This is a genomic window from Brevibacillus borstelensis (assembly GCF_003710865.1).
GTDB lineage: Bacteria > Bacillota > Bacilli > Brevibacillales > Brevibacillaceae > Brevibacillus > Brevibacillus borstelensis.
This window is the reverse complement of record NZ_RHHO01000016.1, coordinates 57,749-72,068: the sequence shown is the minus strand read 5'-3', so window position 1 is coordinate 72,068 and position 14,320 is coordinate 57,749. Positions and strand designations below refer to the sequence as shown.

General features: G+C 52.7%; 13 protein-coding genes and 1 pseudogene. 10 read left to right on the top strand and 4 right to left on the bottom strand.

Annotation, left to right across the window (positions count from 1 at the left end):
* Positions 1-234 precede the first annotated feature (234 nt).
* Complete coding sequence (locus EDM54_RS08390; RefSeq protein WP_122958059.1) at positions 235-990, bottom strand: class I SAM-dependent methyltransferase; 756 nt, start codon at positions 988-990, stop codon at positions 235-237.
* Between the two features lie 375 nt (positions 991-1,365).
* On the opposite strand from EDM54_RS08390, the gene EDM54_RS08385 reads away from it, so the two are divergent.
* The 4 genes from EDM54_RS08385 to EDM54_RS08370 all read left to right on the top strand — a co-directional run bounded on the left by EDM54_RS08385 (position 1,366) and on the right by EDM54_RS08370 (position 4,775).
* The gene (locus tag EDM54_RS08385; protein WP_122958058.1) at positions 1,366-2,679 is read left to right on the top strand and encodes a cytochrome ubiquinol oxidase subunit I; all 1,314 of its coding nucleotides are present in this window, start codon (positions 1,366-1,368) and stop codon (positions 2,677-2,679) included.
* A gap of 21 nt (positions 2,680-2,700) precedes the next feature.
* A complete protein-coding gene (locus EDM54_RS08380; RefSeq protein WP_003389836.1) occupies positions 2,701-3,726 on the top strand; it encodes a cytochrome d ubiquinol oxidase subunit II in 1,026 nt (341 codons plus the stop codon).
* Between the two features lie 72 nt (positions 3,727-3,798).
* Entirely contained in the window at positions 3,799-4,113 is a 315-nt protein-coding gene (locus EDM54_RS08375) for a rhodanese-like domain-containing protein (protein WP_003389835.1), read from the top strand.
* Positions 4,114-4,151: 38 nt separating this feature from the next.
* Complete coding sequence (locus tag EDM54_RS08370; RefSeq protein ID WP_003389834.1) at positions 4,152-4,775, top strand: SCO family protein; 624 nt, start codon at positions 4,152-4,154, stop codon at positions 4,773-4,775.
* Between the two features lie 275 nt (positions 4,776-5,050).
* Here the strand turns inward: EDM54_RS08370 and EDM54_RS08365 are convergent, their stop codons facing one another.
* Entirely contained in the window at positions 5,051-5,494 is a 444-nt protein-coding gene (locus EDM54_RS08365) for a hypothetical protein (RefSeq protein ID WP_122958057.1), read from the bottom strand.
* Between the two features lie 341 nt (positions 5,495-5,835).
* On the opposite strand from EDM54_RS08365, the gene rnjA reads away from it, so the two are divergent.
* The 4 genes from rnjA (at position 5,836) to EDM54_RS08345 (ending at position 10,217) form a co-directional block, all read left to right on the top strand.
* Positions 5,836-7,515 carry a ribonuclease J1 gene (rnjA, locus tag EDM54_RS08360; RefSeq protein WP_031932584.1) on the top strand — a complete coding sequence of 560 codons (1,680 nt, stop codon included), beginning with the start codon at positions 5,836-5,838 and terminating at the stop codon, positions 7,513-7,515.
* A 239-nt stretch (positions 7,516-7,754) separates the two neighbouring features.
* Positions 7,755-8,708, top strand: coding sequence for a bile acid:sodium symporter family protein (locus EDM54_RS08355; protein ID WP_122958056.1), 954 nt, complete (start codon positions 7,755-7,757; stop codon positions 8,706-8,708).
* A 103-nt stretch (positions 8,709-8,811) separates the two neighbouring features.
* On the top strand, positions 8,812-9,243 hold the full coding sequence (locus EDM54_RS08350) for a BrxA/BrxB family bacilliredoxin (RefSeq protein WP_003389830.1): 432 nt from the start codon (positions 8,812-8,814) through the stop codon (positions 9,241-9,243).
* A 95-nt stretch (positions 9,244-9,338) separates the two neighbouring features.
* Positions 9,339-10,217: an aldo/keto reductase gene (locus tag EDM54_RS08345; protein ID WP_122958055.1), complete on the top strand. Its 879-nt coding sequence runs from the start codon at positions 9,339-9,341 to the stop codon at positions 10,215-10,217.
* A gap of 125 nt (positions 10,218-10,342) precedes the next feature.
* Here the strand turns inward: EDM54_RS08345 and EDM54_RS08340 are convergent, their stop codons facing one another.
* Positions 10,343-11,584 (bottom strand): MFS transporter, encoded by a 1,242-nt coding sequence (locus EDM54_RS08340; RefSeq protein ID WP_122958054.1) that lies wholly within the window; start codon positions 11,582-11,584, stop codon positions 10,343-10,345.
* A 218-nt stretch (positions 11,585-11,802) separates the two neighbouring features.
* Here EDM54_RS08340 and EDM54_RS08335 point away from each other — a divergent pair, with 218 nt between their 5' ends.
* Positions 11,803-12,777: an LCP family protein gene (locus tag EDM54_RS08335; RefSeq protein WP_194247065.1), complete on the top strand. Its 975-nt coding sequence runs from the start codon at positions 11,803-11,805 to the stop codon at positions 12,775-12,777.
* A 62-nt stretch (positions 12,778-12,839) separates the two neighbouring features.
* Here EDM54_RS08335 and EDM54_RS26930 read toward each other — a convergent pair whose 3' ends face one another.
* Positions 12,840-13,115 carry a hypothetical protein gene (locus EDM54_RS26930; RefSeq protein ID WP_227277989.1) on the bottom strand — a complete coding sequence of 92 codons (276 nt, stop codon included), beginning with the start codon at positions 13,113-13,115 and terminating at the stop codon, positions 12,840-12,842.
* Between EDM54_RS26930 and EDM54_RS27340 the strand changes: the two are divergent.
* Positions 13,108-14,312 (top strand): annotated as a pseudogene (locus EDM54_RS27340) (spore germination protein). The gene EDM54_RS26930 and the pseudogene EDM54_RS27340 overlap by 8 nt on opposite strands.
* The last annotated feature ends 8 nt before the right edge of the window (positions 14,313-14,320 follow it).

The window sequence follows — 14,320 nt, the reverse complement described above, 5'->3', positions numbered from 1 at the left end:
AGAATTGTCCGCCAGGCGTGAACAAAATGGGTTTTTTGGTCAAAAAAGTGCGATCTCGCTCTAGCTCCGTTTTTCTTCGTTTTTTGTGGCGTAGAAATTGCCAAGCGCTTGGCAATTTGGGCGCTTTTTTTGGAACCGATCGCCACGCTAAACATCGTCATCTGGGACAAGTTGCCTGAGAAAAAAGAGGAGAGCTAGAGGCTTTCCCTTTGTCTGTTACAAACAGCGATCATCTCAGTCGATTGAATCGCTCTTTTGCATCACGTAAAACACGTAGCCGTAATAGCTGGAATACTTTCGGTACAGCTCAACTTCCCGGCTGGCTTCTTTCAGCGTCGCGAGCGCGTCCCGGTCGTTCTTGTACCGATCCTGCAGATGACTGATCCGCTCACGCATCGGTTCATAGTAGTCATCCCACCAGGCCGAATCCGGCAGAACAAAATGCTCCTGCAAGGTGTAGCCTGCCTCAGCGATTATCCGCAGGTTTTGTTCAACCGTTTTCATGCTCGGGTAAGCCTCAGCCCAAAACCGCTCCACTTCGTCAGGACGTTCATCCCGAAGCCAGCAAAGCTCTGTTGCAGCCAGGTATCCTCCTGATTTCAGCAGAGGACGCCATGCCCGCAGCCCTTCGCCAAAGCCCATGATGTAGATCGCTCCCTCCGACCAGATCACGTCAAAGGAAAGAGGCTCAAAGGGCAACGCAAACATCGAGGCATTTACAGGCGTTATCCGATGGGAAACCCCTGCTTCCGCAGCTCGCCGGGCCAGTTCGTCCAGAAACGGCTGATGCGTATCGACTGCCGTTATCGGGCCGTCCGAAAGCTTTGCCAGCTCCATGGTCTGCATGCCCGGACCGCAGCCAACATCGAGAATGCGAGCATCGCCCGGAATGTTTTTGACATACGAAAAAGCTTTTCGGGTCGAATCATTGTTTCCGGGGCCTTCCCGGGGCAGATTGCTGTGAATGTCAAAGAAAATCTCCATGCTCATGATCAAATTCCCCCTGTTTGTCCTGCTTTCTGTTCATTCAGATGAAGAGGGGACAGGGAAACAATTTTCTGAATGAAGACAAGAAGTTATGATCCCCATCCCTCTTGAATACGAGTAAAAGAGCACGTGCAAAATGCGGACATCCCAACCACTCCTTTTCCGTTTCGTTGCTTCAAATCATACCACAGCAGAGGCGCTTTGGCCGATGACCGAGCATCGCCTTATTTTCGTAACCAATTCGCCGTTTTTCCGTAACCAATTCGTCCTTCGTTGTTCACAGCATAATGCGTGCACAAGCCATATGATAAAGAGGATTGTGATCACATTCACATATAACCACTGTGAAAATGTTGTTTTCGGGAGGGGAGACAACGTATGGAACTGGACAACACGATGCTGGCTCGTATCTTGACCTCGTTGACGCTTGGGTTTCACATCATTTTTGCCGCTATGGGCGTAGGCATTCCCGTAATCATTTCGATTGCCGAATGGCTGGGCATCCGGCGCAAAGATCCAATGTACACGCTGATGGCCCGCCGCTGGGTAAAGGGCTTTACCGTGACCGTTGCGGTCGGTGTCGTGACAGGCACCTGTATCGGGCTTCAGCTCAGCCTGCTTTGGCCAAGCTTCATGAAGGTGGCCGGCGAGGCGATTGCGCTGCCGCTGTTTTTGGAGACGTTTGCCTTTTTCTTTGAAGCGATTTTCCTGGGGATCTATTTGTATACCTGGGACCGCTTTAAAAATCCGTATATCCACTGGTTGTTCTCGATCCCGGTCGTGATTGGCTCGACGGCCTCTGCCTTCTTCATCATGACGGTGAACGCGTTTATGAATGCGCCGCAGGGCTTTACGCTCGCAAATGGCGCTATCGTCGACGTGCAGCCGCTCACGGCCATGTTCAACCCGGCTACGCCGACAAAGGCGGGGCACATGATTCTGTCCTCGTATGCAACTTCTGCTTTTATCCTTGCCGCCATCGCTGCATGGAAGCTGCTCAAAGGCAACCGTCACGAGTACTACCGCAAAGCGCTTCACTTCACGGTGGCCCTGGCGCTGCTTTTTTCCTTCGGGACGGCCCTGTACGGCGATTTTGCCGGAAAGTACCTGGCCAAATACCAGCCGGCCAAGCTGGCGGCAGCAGAATGGCACTTTGAGACGAAGCCGCAGGCCGAGCTGATCTTTGGCGGCGTTCTGGACCGGGAGACGCTTGAAGTGAAGGGAGCCGTGAAGCTGCCCTATGCGCTCAGCATTCTCGCGACCGGTTCGCCAAACGGCGAAGTGATGGGGCTGGATCAAATTCCTCGCGAGCTTTGGCCGCCTCTGGTTATCCACTACTTCTTTGACGGCATGGTGGCGATCGGGATGTACATGCTGGTTGTGCCGCTTCTCTATTTTGCTGTTCGCCGCTGGAAAAAGGGGAACGTCCCGAGGCCGCTGTTGCATGCGATTTTCTGGGGAGCGCCGCTTTCAATTCTCGCCATCGAGCTGGGCTGGATTTTTTCGGAGATCGGGCGGCAGCCGTGGATTCTCGTCGGCTACATGAAAACGCAGCACGCGGCTACGACGGCGGACAACGTCGGTGAGATGCTGGTGATGTTCAGTCTTATGTACGCATTTTTGGCCATCGTTTGCTCGCTTGTGTTGAAGCGGATGTTCAAGAACAAGCCGATTGAAGCCGAGCTGAAGTAGCGGGAAGGGAGGGTATGCGACATGGCTCTGGAAACATTGGCCATTACGGTGCTGTGGATCTTTTTGTACGGCTATATCATTATTGCGTCGATTGACTTCGGAGCGGGGTTCTTCTCGTTTTTCTGCAAAGTCACGCGGCGGGATCATATCGTCAACGCGATCATTGAACGGTATTTGTCGCCTGTGTGGGAAGTCACGAACGTCTTTTTGATTTTCTTCATGGTCGGGCTCATCGGGTTTTTCCCGGATACGGCGTATTACTACGGAACAGCCTTGCTTGTACCGGGCAGCATCTTTCTCGTCCTGCAGTCGCTCCGGGGGTCGTTCTACGCCTTTGCCCATTACGGAGCGCGCAACAGCACGGCCTACTTGTTCGTCTACGGCGTGACCGGGCTGTTTATCCCGGCTTCCCTGTCCACGGTCCTGACAATTTCCGAAGGGGGCTATATCGAGCAGATGGCTGGCGGAGAAATTGTCCTGAATATGGGCAAGCTTTTGACCAGCTCGTATTCGTGGTCGGTCGTAGCCCTTGCGCTGGTGAGCGTGCTGTACATCAGCGCGAGCTTCCTGACCTTTTATGCGGACCGGGCAAAAGACACAGCCGCGGTCAAGCTGCTTCGTTCCTTTGCGATTGCCTGGAGCCTGCCGACGATCTTCGCCAGCTTCCTGGTGTTCCTTTCCATTCACCGGCACAACCCGGAGCATTTTGACAAGATGATGGACATCAGTTGGCTGTTCCTTTTGTCCTTTGCCTGCTTTTGCGGTGCGCTTGCCCTGCAGTTACAAAAGCGCAGCTACGGCTGGGCGTTCATTCTCGTGATGCTGCAGTTTGCCTTCGCGTTCTTTGGCTATGGAATGGCCCATTTGCCGTACCTGCTCTACCCGTACATTACGATCACGGACAGCATCAACAGCCCCGCGATGGGCAAGGCTCTGGTGATCGGACTGATCGCCGGTCTTTTCCTGCTGATTCCGTCGCTTTTGCTGCTGCTCAAGCTGTTCCTTTTTGACGCCAAATACGTGCAGGGTCGTCCGATTCAAAAATAGCGTCCGCATATGGTATGATGGGAGACAGTGAAAGCAAGGTGAAAACCTGAGCATACAGGAGGCTGTTTGCAGATGAGCGATCAAGGCGTAAAGGAAATGACCCCGCAGGAGCTGATGGAGAAGCTGGCGGCGAAAGAAGAGCTGCAAGTCGTAGATGTGCGTGAAGTAGAAGAATGGAATGCCGGCCATATCAAGGAGGCCAGGCTGATTCCGCTCGGCTTTTTGCCGCACCGCGTAGACGAGCTGGACAAGGACGTGCCCGTTGTGCTCGTCTGCCGGAGCGGAGCACGCAGCCACATGGCGACCGAGTACTTGACCAATCTCGGGTTTGACGCGGCCAATATGGTAGGCGGAATGCTGGCTTGGCCGGGAGAGACAGAGCAATAGAGAACAGGTAAGCAACAATTGATAGGGAGAGGATTGTCGTGAGTGAAGGAAAACGGGAGCAGGCGACCTTTTTGCAGCGGCACTGGTTTACGCTGGTAGCTGCGGTGCTGATCCTGCTGATCGCCGCCGTGTTTGGCTACCAATACTGGCAAAAGAACCAGCTGCCTGTATTGAAGCAAGTGAATGACTTTTCGCTGGACAACATCGACGGCACGAAGTACACGCTGTCGGAGCACAACGGCAAGGTACGGCTGGTGGAATTCATGTTTACCCACTGCCCGGATATTTGCCCTGCGACCACGTTCAATATGTCCAAGCTGCAGGAGCAGCTGAAGGAAAAGGGAAGCTTCGGAAACAAGGTAGAATTTGTCACCATTACGTTTGACCCCGAGCGCGATACGGCGGACGTGCTGAAAAAATACGCCGAGCAATTCAACGTCGATTTCAGCGGCTGGCAATTCCTCAGAGGAGAGCAGGCCGACATCGACAAGGTGACAAAAGACTTCGGGATGGCGACCCTGAAACAGCCGGACGGCTCCTACGTCCACACCGCCCGCATCTTCCTCCTCGATCAGGACGGAAAAATGCGCCGCGCTTACGGAATGGCGTCCGATATGGACATGGACCAAATCCTGAACGAAATGATTCAACTGGCTGACTGATAAAAATCTAAGGGCGAGCATCAATATCGTCCCGACATGAACAATCCCTCCCGTGCAGTGCGTGGCTTGCAGCCGTGCCCTTGCAGGGGAGGGATTGTTATTTATGAAAAGACGATTTTGTTCAGGAGCGGAGCAGCTCTAGTATTCTTTTCTTCTCCTGCCCCCCAAAGCCCGACCCAGCAGGCCTTTCAAATTCATGTCTCCAATAGTCAGTCACCTTCCGCCCCAAAATAAAAGAGCCCATCCGCATACGCAAACAGGCTCACCGACTATCGCTATTCTCCGCGCTTCTTTTTCTTCCACTCCAGCTTTTCCACCCTGGCGACCGCCCAGTCTCCGCCGTTCTTTTCCAGAACATGCACATAGGAAATGCCGTCCTCCGTCGTCTCCAGCACATACCCCTCATCTTCATCGTCGCTTACGTAGAGCGAGGTAATTACGCTGTTCTTTTGTTTGCTTGCAACGACTGAACGAACAGCGTCTTCATACGCTTCCGTTTTGTCATTGCCCATGATGATCCGCACGGGAATGGCATTGTAGTTCAGGAAATTGGGGCTGATCGGCCGGGAGTCAGAATCCTTGCTTTTGTCATATGCAAATCGTTCCAACGGCAGTTCTCCGGTAAATTCTTCTTCTGCAGCACTGGTTGTCGAGTGATTCCAGCCGAGTGTCTCGGCTACCAACAGGGTACATGCTCCTGCCACAGCAATCCTTTTCATCACGCTACCACCCGCTTTTTTTGACCGGATATGTGGGACTTGCATCTTTCGCTGATCCATGGAAAAAGTAAGCAAGCACCCAAAATAGGATATCATGAAAATGGAAATTTGTAAATTTATTCCAGCACCCCGTTGTTGGATCAAAGCTTATGTCTTGCTTGGGTTACTTATAATACTTATGTAGGATGTGCAGGTGGTATGCTTAAAGCGTGTATGCAAACGTAGAATCCAGACGGACCGACTTTCCTTTCGCATGCATTTTGGCTAGACTGAATGAAAAGAACGTGCTGGGTTGTGATACAATAAATATGGCATGCATTGGTTCGGGTTTCCAACAAAACATGCACGTTGAGGTAGGAGGAAAGAAGTTGAGCGAAGTTAAGATTTTCGCGATGGGCGGTCTCGGCGAAATCGGAAAAAATATGTACTGTGTCGAGTATGAAGACGAGATCGTGATCATCGACTGTGGGGTGAAATTCCCCGAAAATGAGATGTTTGGGATCGACCTGGTCATTCCGGACGTTTCTTACCTGATCAGCAATCAGCACAAAATCAAGGCGCTCTTGTTGACACACGGCCATGAGGATCACATCGGCGCCATTCCGTACATTCTGAAGCAGATCAAGATGCCGATCTACGGCGGACGCCTTACCCTGGGCTTGGTCAAGGCAAAGCTGGAAGAGCACCGCATGCAAAACGAGGTCCAATTGATCCCGATCTCGGAGGAAACGGAGATTCCGTTCCAAAACATGAAGGCCACATTCTTCAGAACCAATCACAGCATTCCGGATTCGCTCGGAATCGTGCTGGAGACGCCGGAGGGCTTGGTCGTTCACACGGGTGACTTCAAGTTCGACATGACCCCTGTCGGAAAAACAACCGAGTACGGGAAGATTGCCAAGATCGGCAGCTCGGGAAATGTGCTGGCGCTGCTCTCCGACAGCACGAACAGTGAGCGCTACGGCTTTACAATGTCCGAGCGCACTGTAGGCGAAGGCATTCTGGACGTGGTGAGAAAGGCGCGGGGCCGTATTATTTTGGCTACGTTCGCGTCTAATGTGCATCGTCTGCAGCAAGTGGTCGATGCCGCCGCCGAGTGCAACCGCAAAGTGGCGGTAATCGGGCGCAGCATGGAAAAGGTGTTTTTGATCGGACAAGAGCTGGGCTACATCACTATGCCGGAGGGCATGCTGATCGACATCAAGCACATCGACAACTACGCGGACAACCAGGTGCTGATTATTTGTACAGGCAGCCAGGGCGAGCCGATGGCAGCCCTAACCCGGATCGCGTCCGGCTCTCATCGCAGTGTTTCGATTTACCCGGAGGACACGGTGATCATTTCCGCGTCGCCGATTCCCGGCAATACGGTCAACGTGAGCCGCACGATAGACAAGCTGTACCGGGCAGGAGCCAATGTCGTTCTCAACTCGGCCTTTGACATTCACGCGTCGGGCCACGGAAGCAGCGAAGAGCTGAAGCTGATGCTCAACTTTATCCGGCCGAAGTACTTCATCCCGATTCACGGGGAGTACAGGATGCTGAAGACTCATTCCAAGCTTGCCCAGCAGGTCGGCATCGAGGAAAGCAACATCTTTATCATGGACAACGGCGATGTGCTGAACTGCACCCGCGAGAAGGCGTGGTTGAGCAAGGTTCCGGCCGGCATCGTCCTGATCGATGGCAGCGGAGTGGGCGACGTGGGCAACATCGTGCTCAGGGACCGCAAGCATTTGGCCGAGGATGGCTTGATGGTCGTCGTAGTCAGCCTGGATATGAAAAACTTCAAGATTCTCACCGGCCCCGACATCGTCAGCCGCGGCTTCGTCTACGTGCGCGGATCCGAGTCGTTGATCCAGGAGGCGACCGTTCTCGTCCGCCAGCGCCTGCAGGAAGCGCTGGACAAGAAAATCAAGGAATGGTCCGAGCTGAAATCCCAGATCAACGAAGTGATCAAGCCGTTCATTTACGAAAAAACGGGCCGCAACCCGATGATCCTGACGATCCTCATGGAAGTGTAGGAAAGAACATTCTAGCGCCAAAAGGTTGTTCAATAGGAAAGGCCATTGTCATTACACTAACTTGACGATGGCCTTTTCAACATGCGGTCCGACGATGGCAGTCTTTCATACGTTGTTTTCATCAACACGTACTCTCGAAAAAAAGCCCGTAAACTGCATTTCATGATGGCAATTTCAAATTCAGTCAATTATAATAAATACTAATTTTTTTATTATACATAAACTAAGGAGTGCTACAAGTGGAATCGTTAGAAAAGTTAAGCAATTTCGTCGGCAGAACATTTGCCATCTGGGTGCTGTTGTTTGCGGCCCTGGCCTTCTTTTCCCCCGACGCATTCAAATGGATCGGAAAGTACATTACGCCGTTGCTCGGCATTATCATGTTCGGTATGGGGTTAACCGTATCGCCGTCCGACTTCCGGGAAGTGTTCCGCCGTCCCAAGGACGTAGCGGTCGGCGTACTCGGACAGTTCCTGATCATGCCGCTGCTCGCTTTCGGCTTGGCGAAGGGATTGCAGCTTCCTCCTGAGATCGCTGTCGGCGTCATCCTCGTCGGCTGCTGCCCGGGCGGTACTGCCTCCAACGTCATGACGTATCTGGCAAAAGGGGATGTCCCGTTGTCTGTAGCGGTTACTTCTGTCACCACGCTGCTGGCGCCAATCGTAACGCCTGCGCTCATCCTGCTGTTTGCAAGCCAATGGGTACCGGTGGATGCGCTGGCCCTGCTCTGGTCCATTCTGCAAATTGTCATCATTCCGATCGTTCTTGGATTTATCGTCAAAACGTTGTTCAAAAAACCGGCGGAAGCGGGAGCAAAGGCACTGCCGCTGGTCTCCACCATCGCCATCGTTGCGATCGTAGCAGCTGTCGTAGCCGGAAGCCAGCAAAAAATCGCGACGACCGGTCTTGCTATTTTCGGCGTCGTCATGCTGCACAATGGTCTCGGACTTTTGCTCGGCTACTTGTTTGGAAAACTGTTCGGCATGAACAGAGCGAAACAAAAAGCGATCTCCATCGAGGTCGGCATGCAAAACTCCGGCTTGGGCGTAGCAATCGCCACGGCCCATTTCTCCCCATTGGCTGCAGTTCCGAGCGCGATCTTCAGCGTTTGGCACAACATCTCCGGCCCAATCGTGGCGACGATCTTCAGCCGGATGAAAAACGAACAGCAAAGCCTGGACAAAAACACCTGATCAAGGTGTTTTTGTGTTTTTGCACTTCCGACATTCTCCTTGGGCACAAGAGAGGGTATAATAGGGATAAGTGAATCGTGATCCACAAAGGAGAGAATGCCAAATGATGTCCTATGAGGCATATATGAGCCAAGTCATTCAACCGATGCGTGACGAGCTGACACGTGTAGGTTTTACCGAATTGAAAACGGCGGAAGAAGTTGAAAAAGCCTTTTCAGAAATGAAGGGGACGGCTCTTGTCGTCGTCAACTCCGTATGCGGCTGCGCGGCTGGTCTTGCCCGTCCGGCTGTCGCTTATTCGATCAACCACGAGAAAAAGCCGGACCATCTGTACACGGTCTTCGCGGGCCAAGATAAAGAAGCGACGGCAAAAGCGCGCGAGTACTTCGAAGGCTACCCGCCATCCTCTCCGTCCTTTGCTTTGATGAAAGACGGCAAAATCATGACCATGATTGAGCGCCATCAGATCGAAAACAACGATTTGCCGACCATCGCCAAGCTGCTGACCGACGCATACGACAAATACTGCGGATAACGTGCAGCACATCATAACAGACTGTCAACAAGACGCTCCGAAGGGGGCGTCTTGTTAAATCGTAGCCCCTTTTTCACTTGGAAAGGATGAGAACAATGCTTACCCGTTCGTTTGGACGAGACTCCCACCAGGTTTCCTTGCTTGGCTTTGGCGCCCAGCGGATTGTAGACGAGCATGATTGCACGGAGGAACAGGCGATTGCGATCATCAGGCGCGCTGTAGAGCTCGGAGTCAATTACTTTGATACAGCACCCAGCTACAGCGACGGACAGTCCGAATCGCGGGTCGGGCTGGGCTTGCGCGGATTGCGGGACAAGGTGTGGATCGCCACAAAAACCGGAGGCCGTACGAGGGATCTGGCTTTGCGAGACTTGGAGGGCAGTCTGAAGCGGCTCGGGACAGACTACGTGGATGAATGGCGGGTGCATAACGTCATGCAGCCGCATGATCTGGAAGCCGTTTTTGCCAAAGGCGGGGCGCTGGAAGCGCTGATCGAGGCGCGGGAACAGGGAATGGTCAGAAAGCTCAGCATCAGCGGACATACCGACCCCCGGCTGCTCGCCGAAGCGATCCGCCGTTTTCCGTTTGACAGCGCTTTGGTCGCTCTATCCGCACTTGATCATTTCATCTACAGCTTTGCCCATGAGTTCGTGCCGCTGGCGGTGGAAAAAGGGGTCGCTGTGATCGGCATGAAAGTAATGGCGCTGGGACAGTTGGCCCCCTGGACCGAGCAGGCGCTGCGCTATACGTGGAGCTTGCCTGTATCGACTGCCGTCTTGGGCGTCAGCAAAATGAACGAGCTGGAAGCCGATGTAGCCGCAGCGAATCGTTTTGTTCCGATGACGGACATCGAACGGGTCAGCTTCTTTCAACAGATCATGCCGCTGGTCCGTGCGGATGTGCTGCGCTGGAAAGCAGGCGAATGGATGTCCGGAGAGTGGTACCGGCAGCCGAAGCTGGCGTGGGAAGAGTAGAAGAGAAGCAAGCTTGACTATAAATACACAAAAAAGAACGCGGGATTGTCATTGAACTACTCCTCATTTGTTAGACATATCGAAACAAATGGAGAGGCAGTTTATGATGCCGCGTTCTTTTGCTTTCATGAATCAGTTTTGCCGGAAGCCTCCACACGTCCCTTTCGCTCCCGATGGAACGATGCATGGATCAGACACAGCACGACTGCAGCCGACGAGACTACTGTCGCCAGCGTAAGCGCAGGAACAATCCCGCCCGCGTCGTACATCTGCCCGAAAAAAAGCGGTCCAAGCAAGCGGCCTCCTGATGTAATGGCCCCTACGGCTCCGAGATAAAACGGGGCCGATTCCCCGGTTTTCTCGCTGATAAAAGTCGGGACAGTAGGAGCGATCAGCATTTCTCCAAAGGTCGTAATAATCATACCGATGATAAAAGCCGCATAATTGTCATGAAAGAACAGCATAAACCCGAATCCCCCGCCGTAAGCGATGGCACTGGCGACAAGCTGGGAGGACAGATTTTGCTTTACCAGCCTTTTCAACCAGGAGGTGACGGGCTGTCCGGCAAATATGACGATGCCGTTGATCGTCCACAGCCAGCTGTAGGCAGCCAGCGGCATGCCTGACGAGGTGAGGTGGGGAGCGACGCCCGTGTTCCAAACGGTCGTGGAGAAGAAAATGAAGGTAGAACCAAGCGCCATAAACAGGTATATTTGATAACGCAGAAGCAGCCGCATCGAGCCTTGGCTCCGTTTTTCCGTTTTTTCGCTCATCGAGCCGACCAGTTCATCGTGAGACATGTTCCGCATGAAGAAAAAGAAAAAGCCGGCAAAAAGAAACGTGCTCACACTGTTGAACAAAAACGTAAAGTGAAAGGAAATGGCCGCAATCACGCCAGCCAGCGCGGTACCTACGGCCATGCCGAGGTTGTTGCCCACATACACGATGTTGAACAGTTCACGCCGCTGCTCCTTCCAGCGAAAGCCGATAAACGCCTGGATAGCGGGATTCGACACGTTAAACAAAAAGCCAAGACCGATCATAAATCCGATGTATAGATACCAGTTGCCCAAGAGCAGGATTCCGAGCATACAGCAAGCCTGCAGCAGGAGTGAGCCTACGATCAGCCGCTTGGCTCCGACCCGATGAAACAAGGATCCTCCGGTAAATTGACCGACGATGCCTGCCAGCGATTGCAGCATGAGCACAAAACCGGCCTCGGTCATGGAGCGGTGCAGCTGGGTATGGACATATAAGGTCGTCAAGGGCCACATAAAGGCACTGCCGGAAGAGTTGAGAAAGCTGGCGGCAAGAAACAGCCAGGCTTCCCGGGGATAGCGGTGGAGCCATGCCCTTGGTGAAATCATGCTGGGCCTCCCCCTTTGCGGTACGTTTTGGAAGTAGTATAGCTGAATTATTAAATATTGTAAATCAAAAAGTTTATAAATTAGCTGCCATCAGGCAAATAAAGGCTGCCCCATCTCGACGTGATTCGAGTATACTAGACAAAGTGGGAGTTGACCGCATTCAGACAGAAACAAAGGTGGAGTTATGCTTGATTCGTACATTAAAACGACTGTTGTTTATGCTTCTCCTCGTCGTCATTGTGGCAGGAGGTTATTACGGATACGCATTTTATCAGTTTGCTGAAGACATACAAGCGCCCAACGTCATCGAACATCGGCAGGAGCCGGGGGAGACGACCAAGGCAGCGGAGATGCCTGTATGGGATGGAAAGGACCGGGTCAATATTCTCCTCATGGGGGTAGACCGGCGCGGCATGAAGAACAATGGGCTTCCCCGTTCAGACTCCATGATGCTTGTGAGCGTTGACCCGGTGACCAAAAGATACGATTTGTTTTCCATTTTGCGCGATACGTATGTAGAGATACCCGGTCACGGCAGTTCACGCATCAATGCTGCTATCGTAGAGGGCGGACCGGAATTGGCGATGGAAACGGTCAGCCAACTGACGGGTCTTTCCGTTGACAGATATGTCATTACTGATTTTGAAGGCTTCAGGCACCTGATCGATGCTGTCGGCGGTGTGGAGATCGATGTGGAAAAAAACATGCGCTACCGCGACCCGACAGACAAAGGCATGTATGACATCGATCTGAAAAAAGGACTGCAACGGCTTGATGGAACCAAAGCGCTGCAATACGTTCGTTTCCGCCATGACGCTACTTCCGACTACACCCGGACAGAGCGGCAGCGCAAGCTGATGGCTGCTCTTGCCAGCCAGATGAAAAACGGAACGACCCTGATTCAGCTTCCTTCCATTTTAAAACAGATCACTCCATACGTGCAGACGAACATCAGCTCTATGGATATGTTGAAGCTGGCCGGATTGGGGCTTTCGCTGGACACGCAGCAGCCGGGGCAGTATCAGCTGCCGCCGATGGGAACTTTCCGTGAATCTCATCGGGCCGGCTCGGTATTGATTCCCGACGTGGACAAGGTGCAAGCGTTTATTCAGGAAGCGCTGCAGCCTCCGCTCAAAGAAGAAAAAGAGACGTCTTCCATTCCGCAGCAAACAAGCAGCGACACGCAAAGATAAGCGTGTCGTTTTTTTTTGCCATCAATCGGAGAGATTGGGGAAAACTAGCCGTATCCCATGTGTTAGGAGGGGAAGTGGTGGCTTCCGATGTCATCCGTGACTGGTTTTCCCATACAGCAGACCTGATTGTCGAGCATGTTGACGAACAAGAAGGCCGTGTACGGATTTATTTTCTGTCCAGCATGGCTGACAACAAGGTTGTCTACACAAAGGTTTTGCCGGAGCTGAGGCAGCTCGATCTCCAGAACGCAACGATCAGCGAGGTGGAAAATCGGCTCGGTGTCCCGGCCTCTCAGCGGATAATCCCGGCAGGAGCAGGTCATCAACCAGTTGCTCAAGGGTGCCATTTACATTCATGTAAGCGGAGCTCCCTATGGATTGGCGATACCTGCCAGCGGGGTGGCAACACGCAATTTGCAAAGGCCGGAAATCGAGACCAACGTACTTGGCCCGCAAGTAGCGTTCGTTGAAGATCTTGATATGAATCTGTCGATCATTCGCAAATACCTTGCCTCCCCTCAGCTATTTCACGAGCAGCTATGGGTTGGGAAAAGCGTGCCGCAGGAAGTCGCCATCCTGTACATGGAGGGAACGGCGAATCCGGAGCATGTTCAAACCATCCGTCAACGGATACAAGATTTGGAGGTGGATGGACTTGTTGAAGTCAACATTTTGGCTCAGTACATAGCGGACAATGAAATTACCGTTTTTCCCACATTGCTGCAAACGGAGCGGCCGGATCGCGTCTCAAGCGCTTTGCGGAAGGGTCAGGTGGCCATATTGATGCAGGGAAGTCCGTTTGTGCTGCTTGGGCCAACTGCGTTAATCCACTTTTTTGAGTCGCCGGATGACTATTACTTCCGTTGGAGCATTGCCACGTTTAACCGGGTTCTCCGTGTCTCCGCGATGATCGCTTCCCTGCTATTTACACCGCTTTACGTGGCGGCACTCACTTTTCACTACGAAATGATTCCGGCTGATCTCCTTTGTCACTCGCACAGTCCCGGGCCAGAGTCCCATTTCCGCCTCTGTTTGAAGCTTTGATGATGGAGATTATTATTGAACTCTTGAGAGAAGCAGGGGCAAGGCTTCCTACCAAAGTAGGACAGACGATTGGCATCGTTGGCGGTATCGTGATTGGGCAAGCATCCGTGCAGGCGGGCTTTACCAGCAACATCTTGATTATCATTGTTGCGCTCGGAGCCTTGTCATCCTTTATCGCTCCCAGCTACGTGATCGGCTCTACGATCCGCGTGATTCGCTTTCCCATCATTTTGATGGCGGGGCTGCTTGGTCTGATCGGAATCATGATGGCGGTCAGCTTCCTCATCAGCCATCTCTTGCGGCTGACGAGCTTGGGAAGACCGTACCTCTCCCCGCTTTATCCGGTTCGCCTCATCGACTGGAAAAACAGCTTCATCCGGGCTCCCTTTGCGTTCCTTGCCAAACGTCTCGAGTTTTTTCAAAACGGCAAGCCTTATCGCTACAACAAGCAACGAGCACGCCAAATCCATAATTTTGATGAAGATGAGTAGGGAGGAGC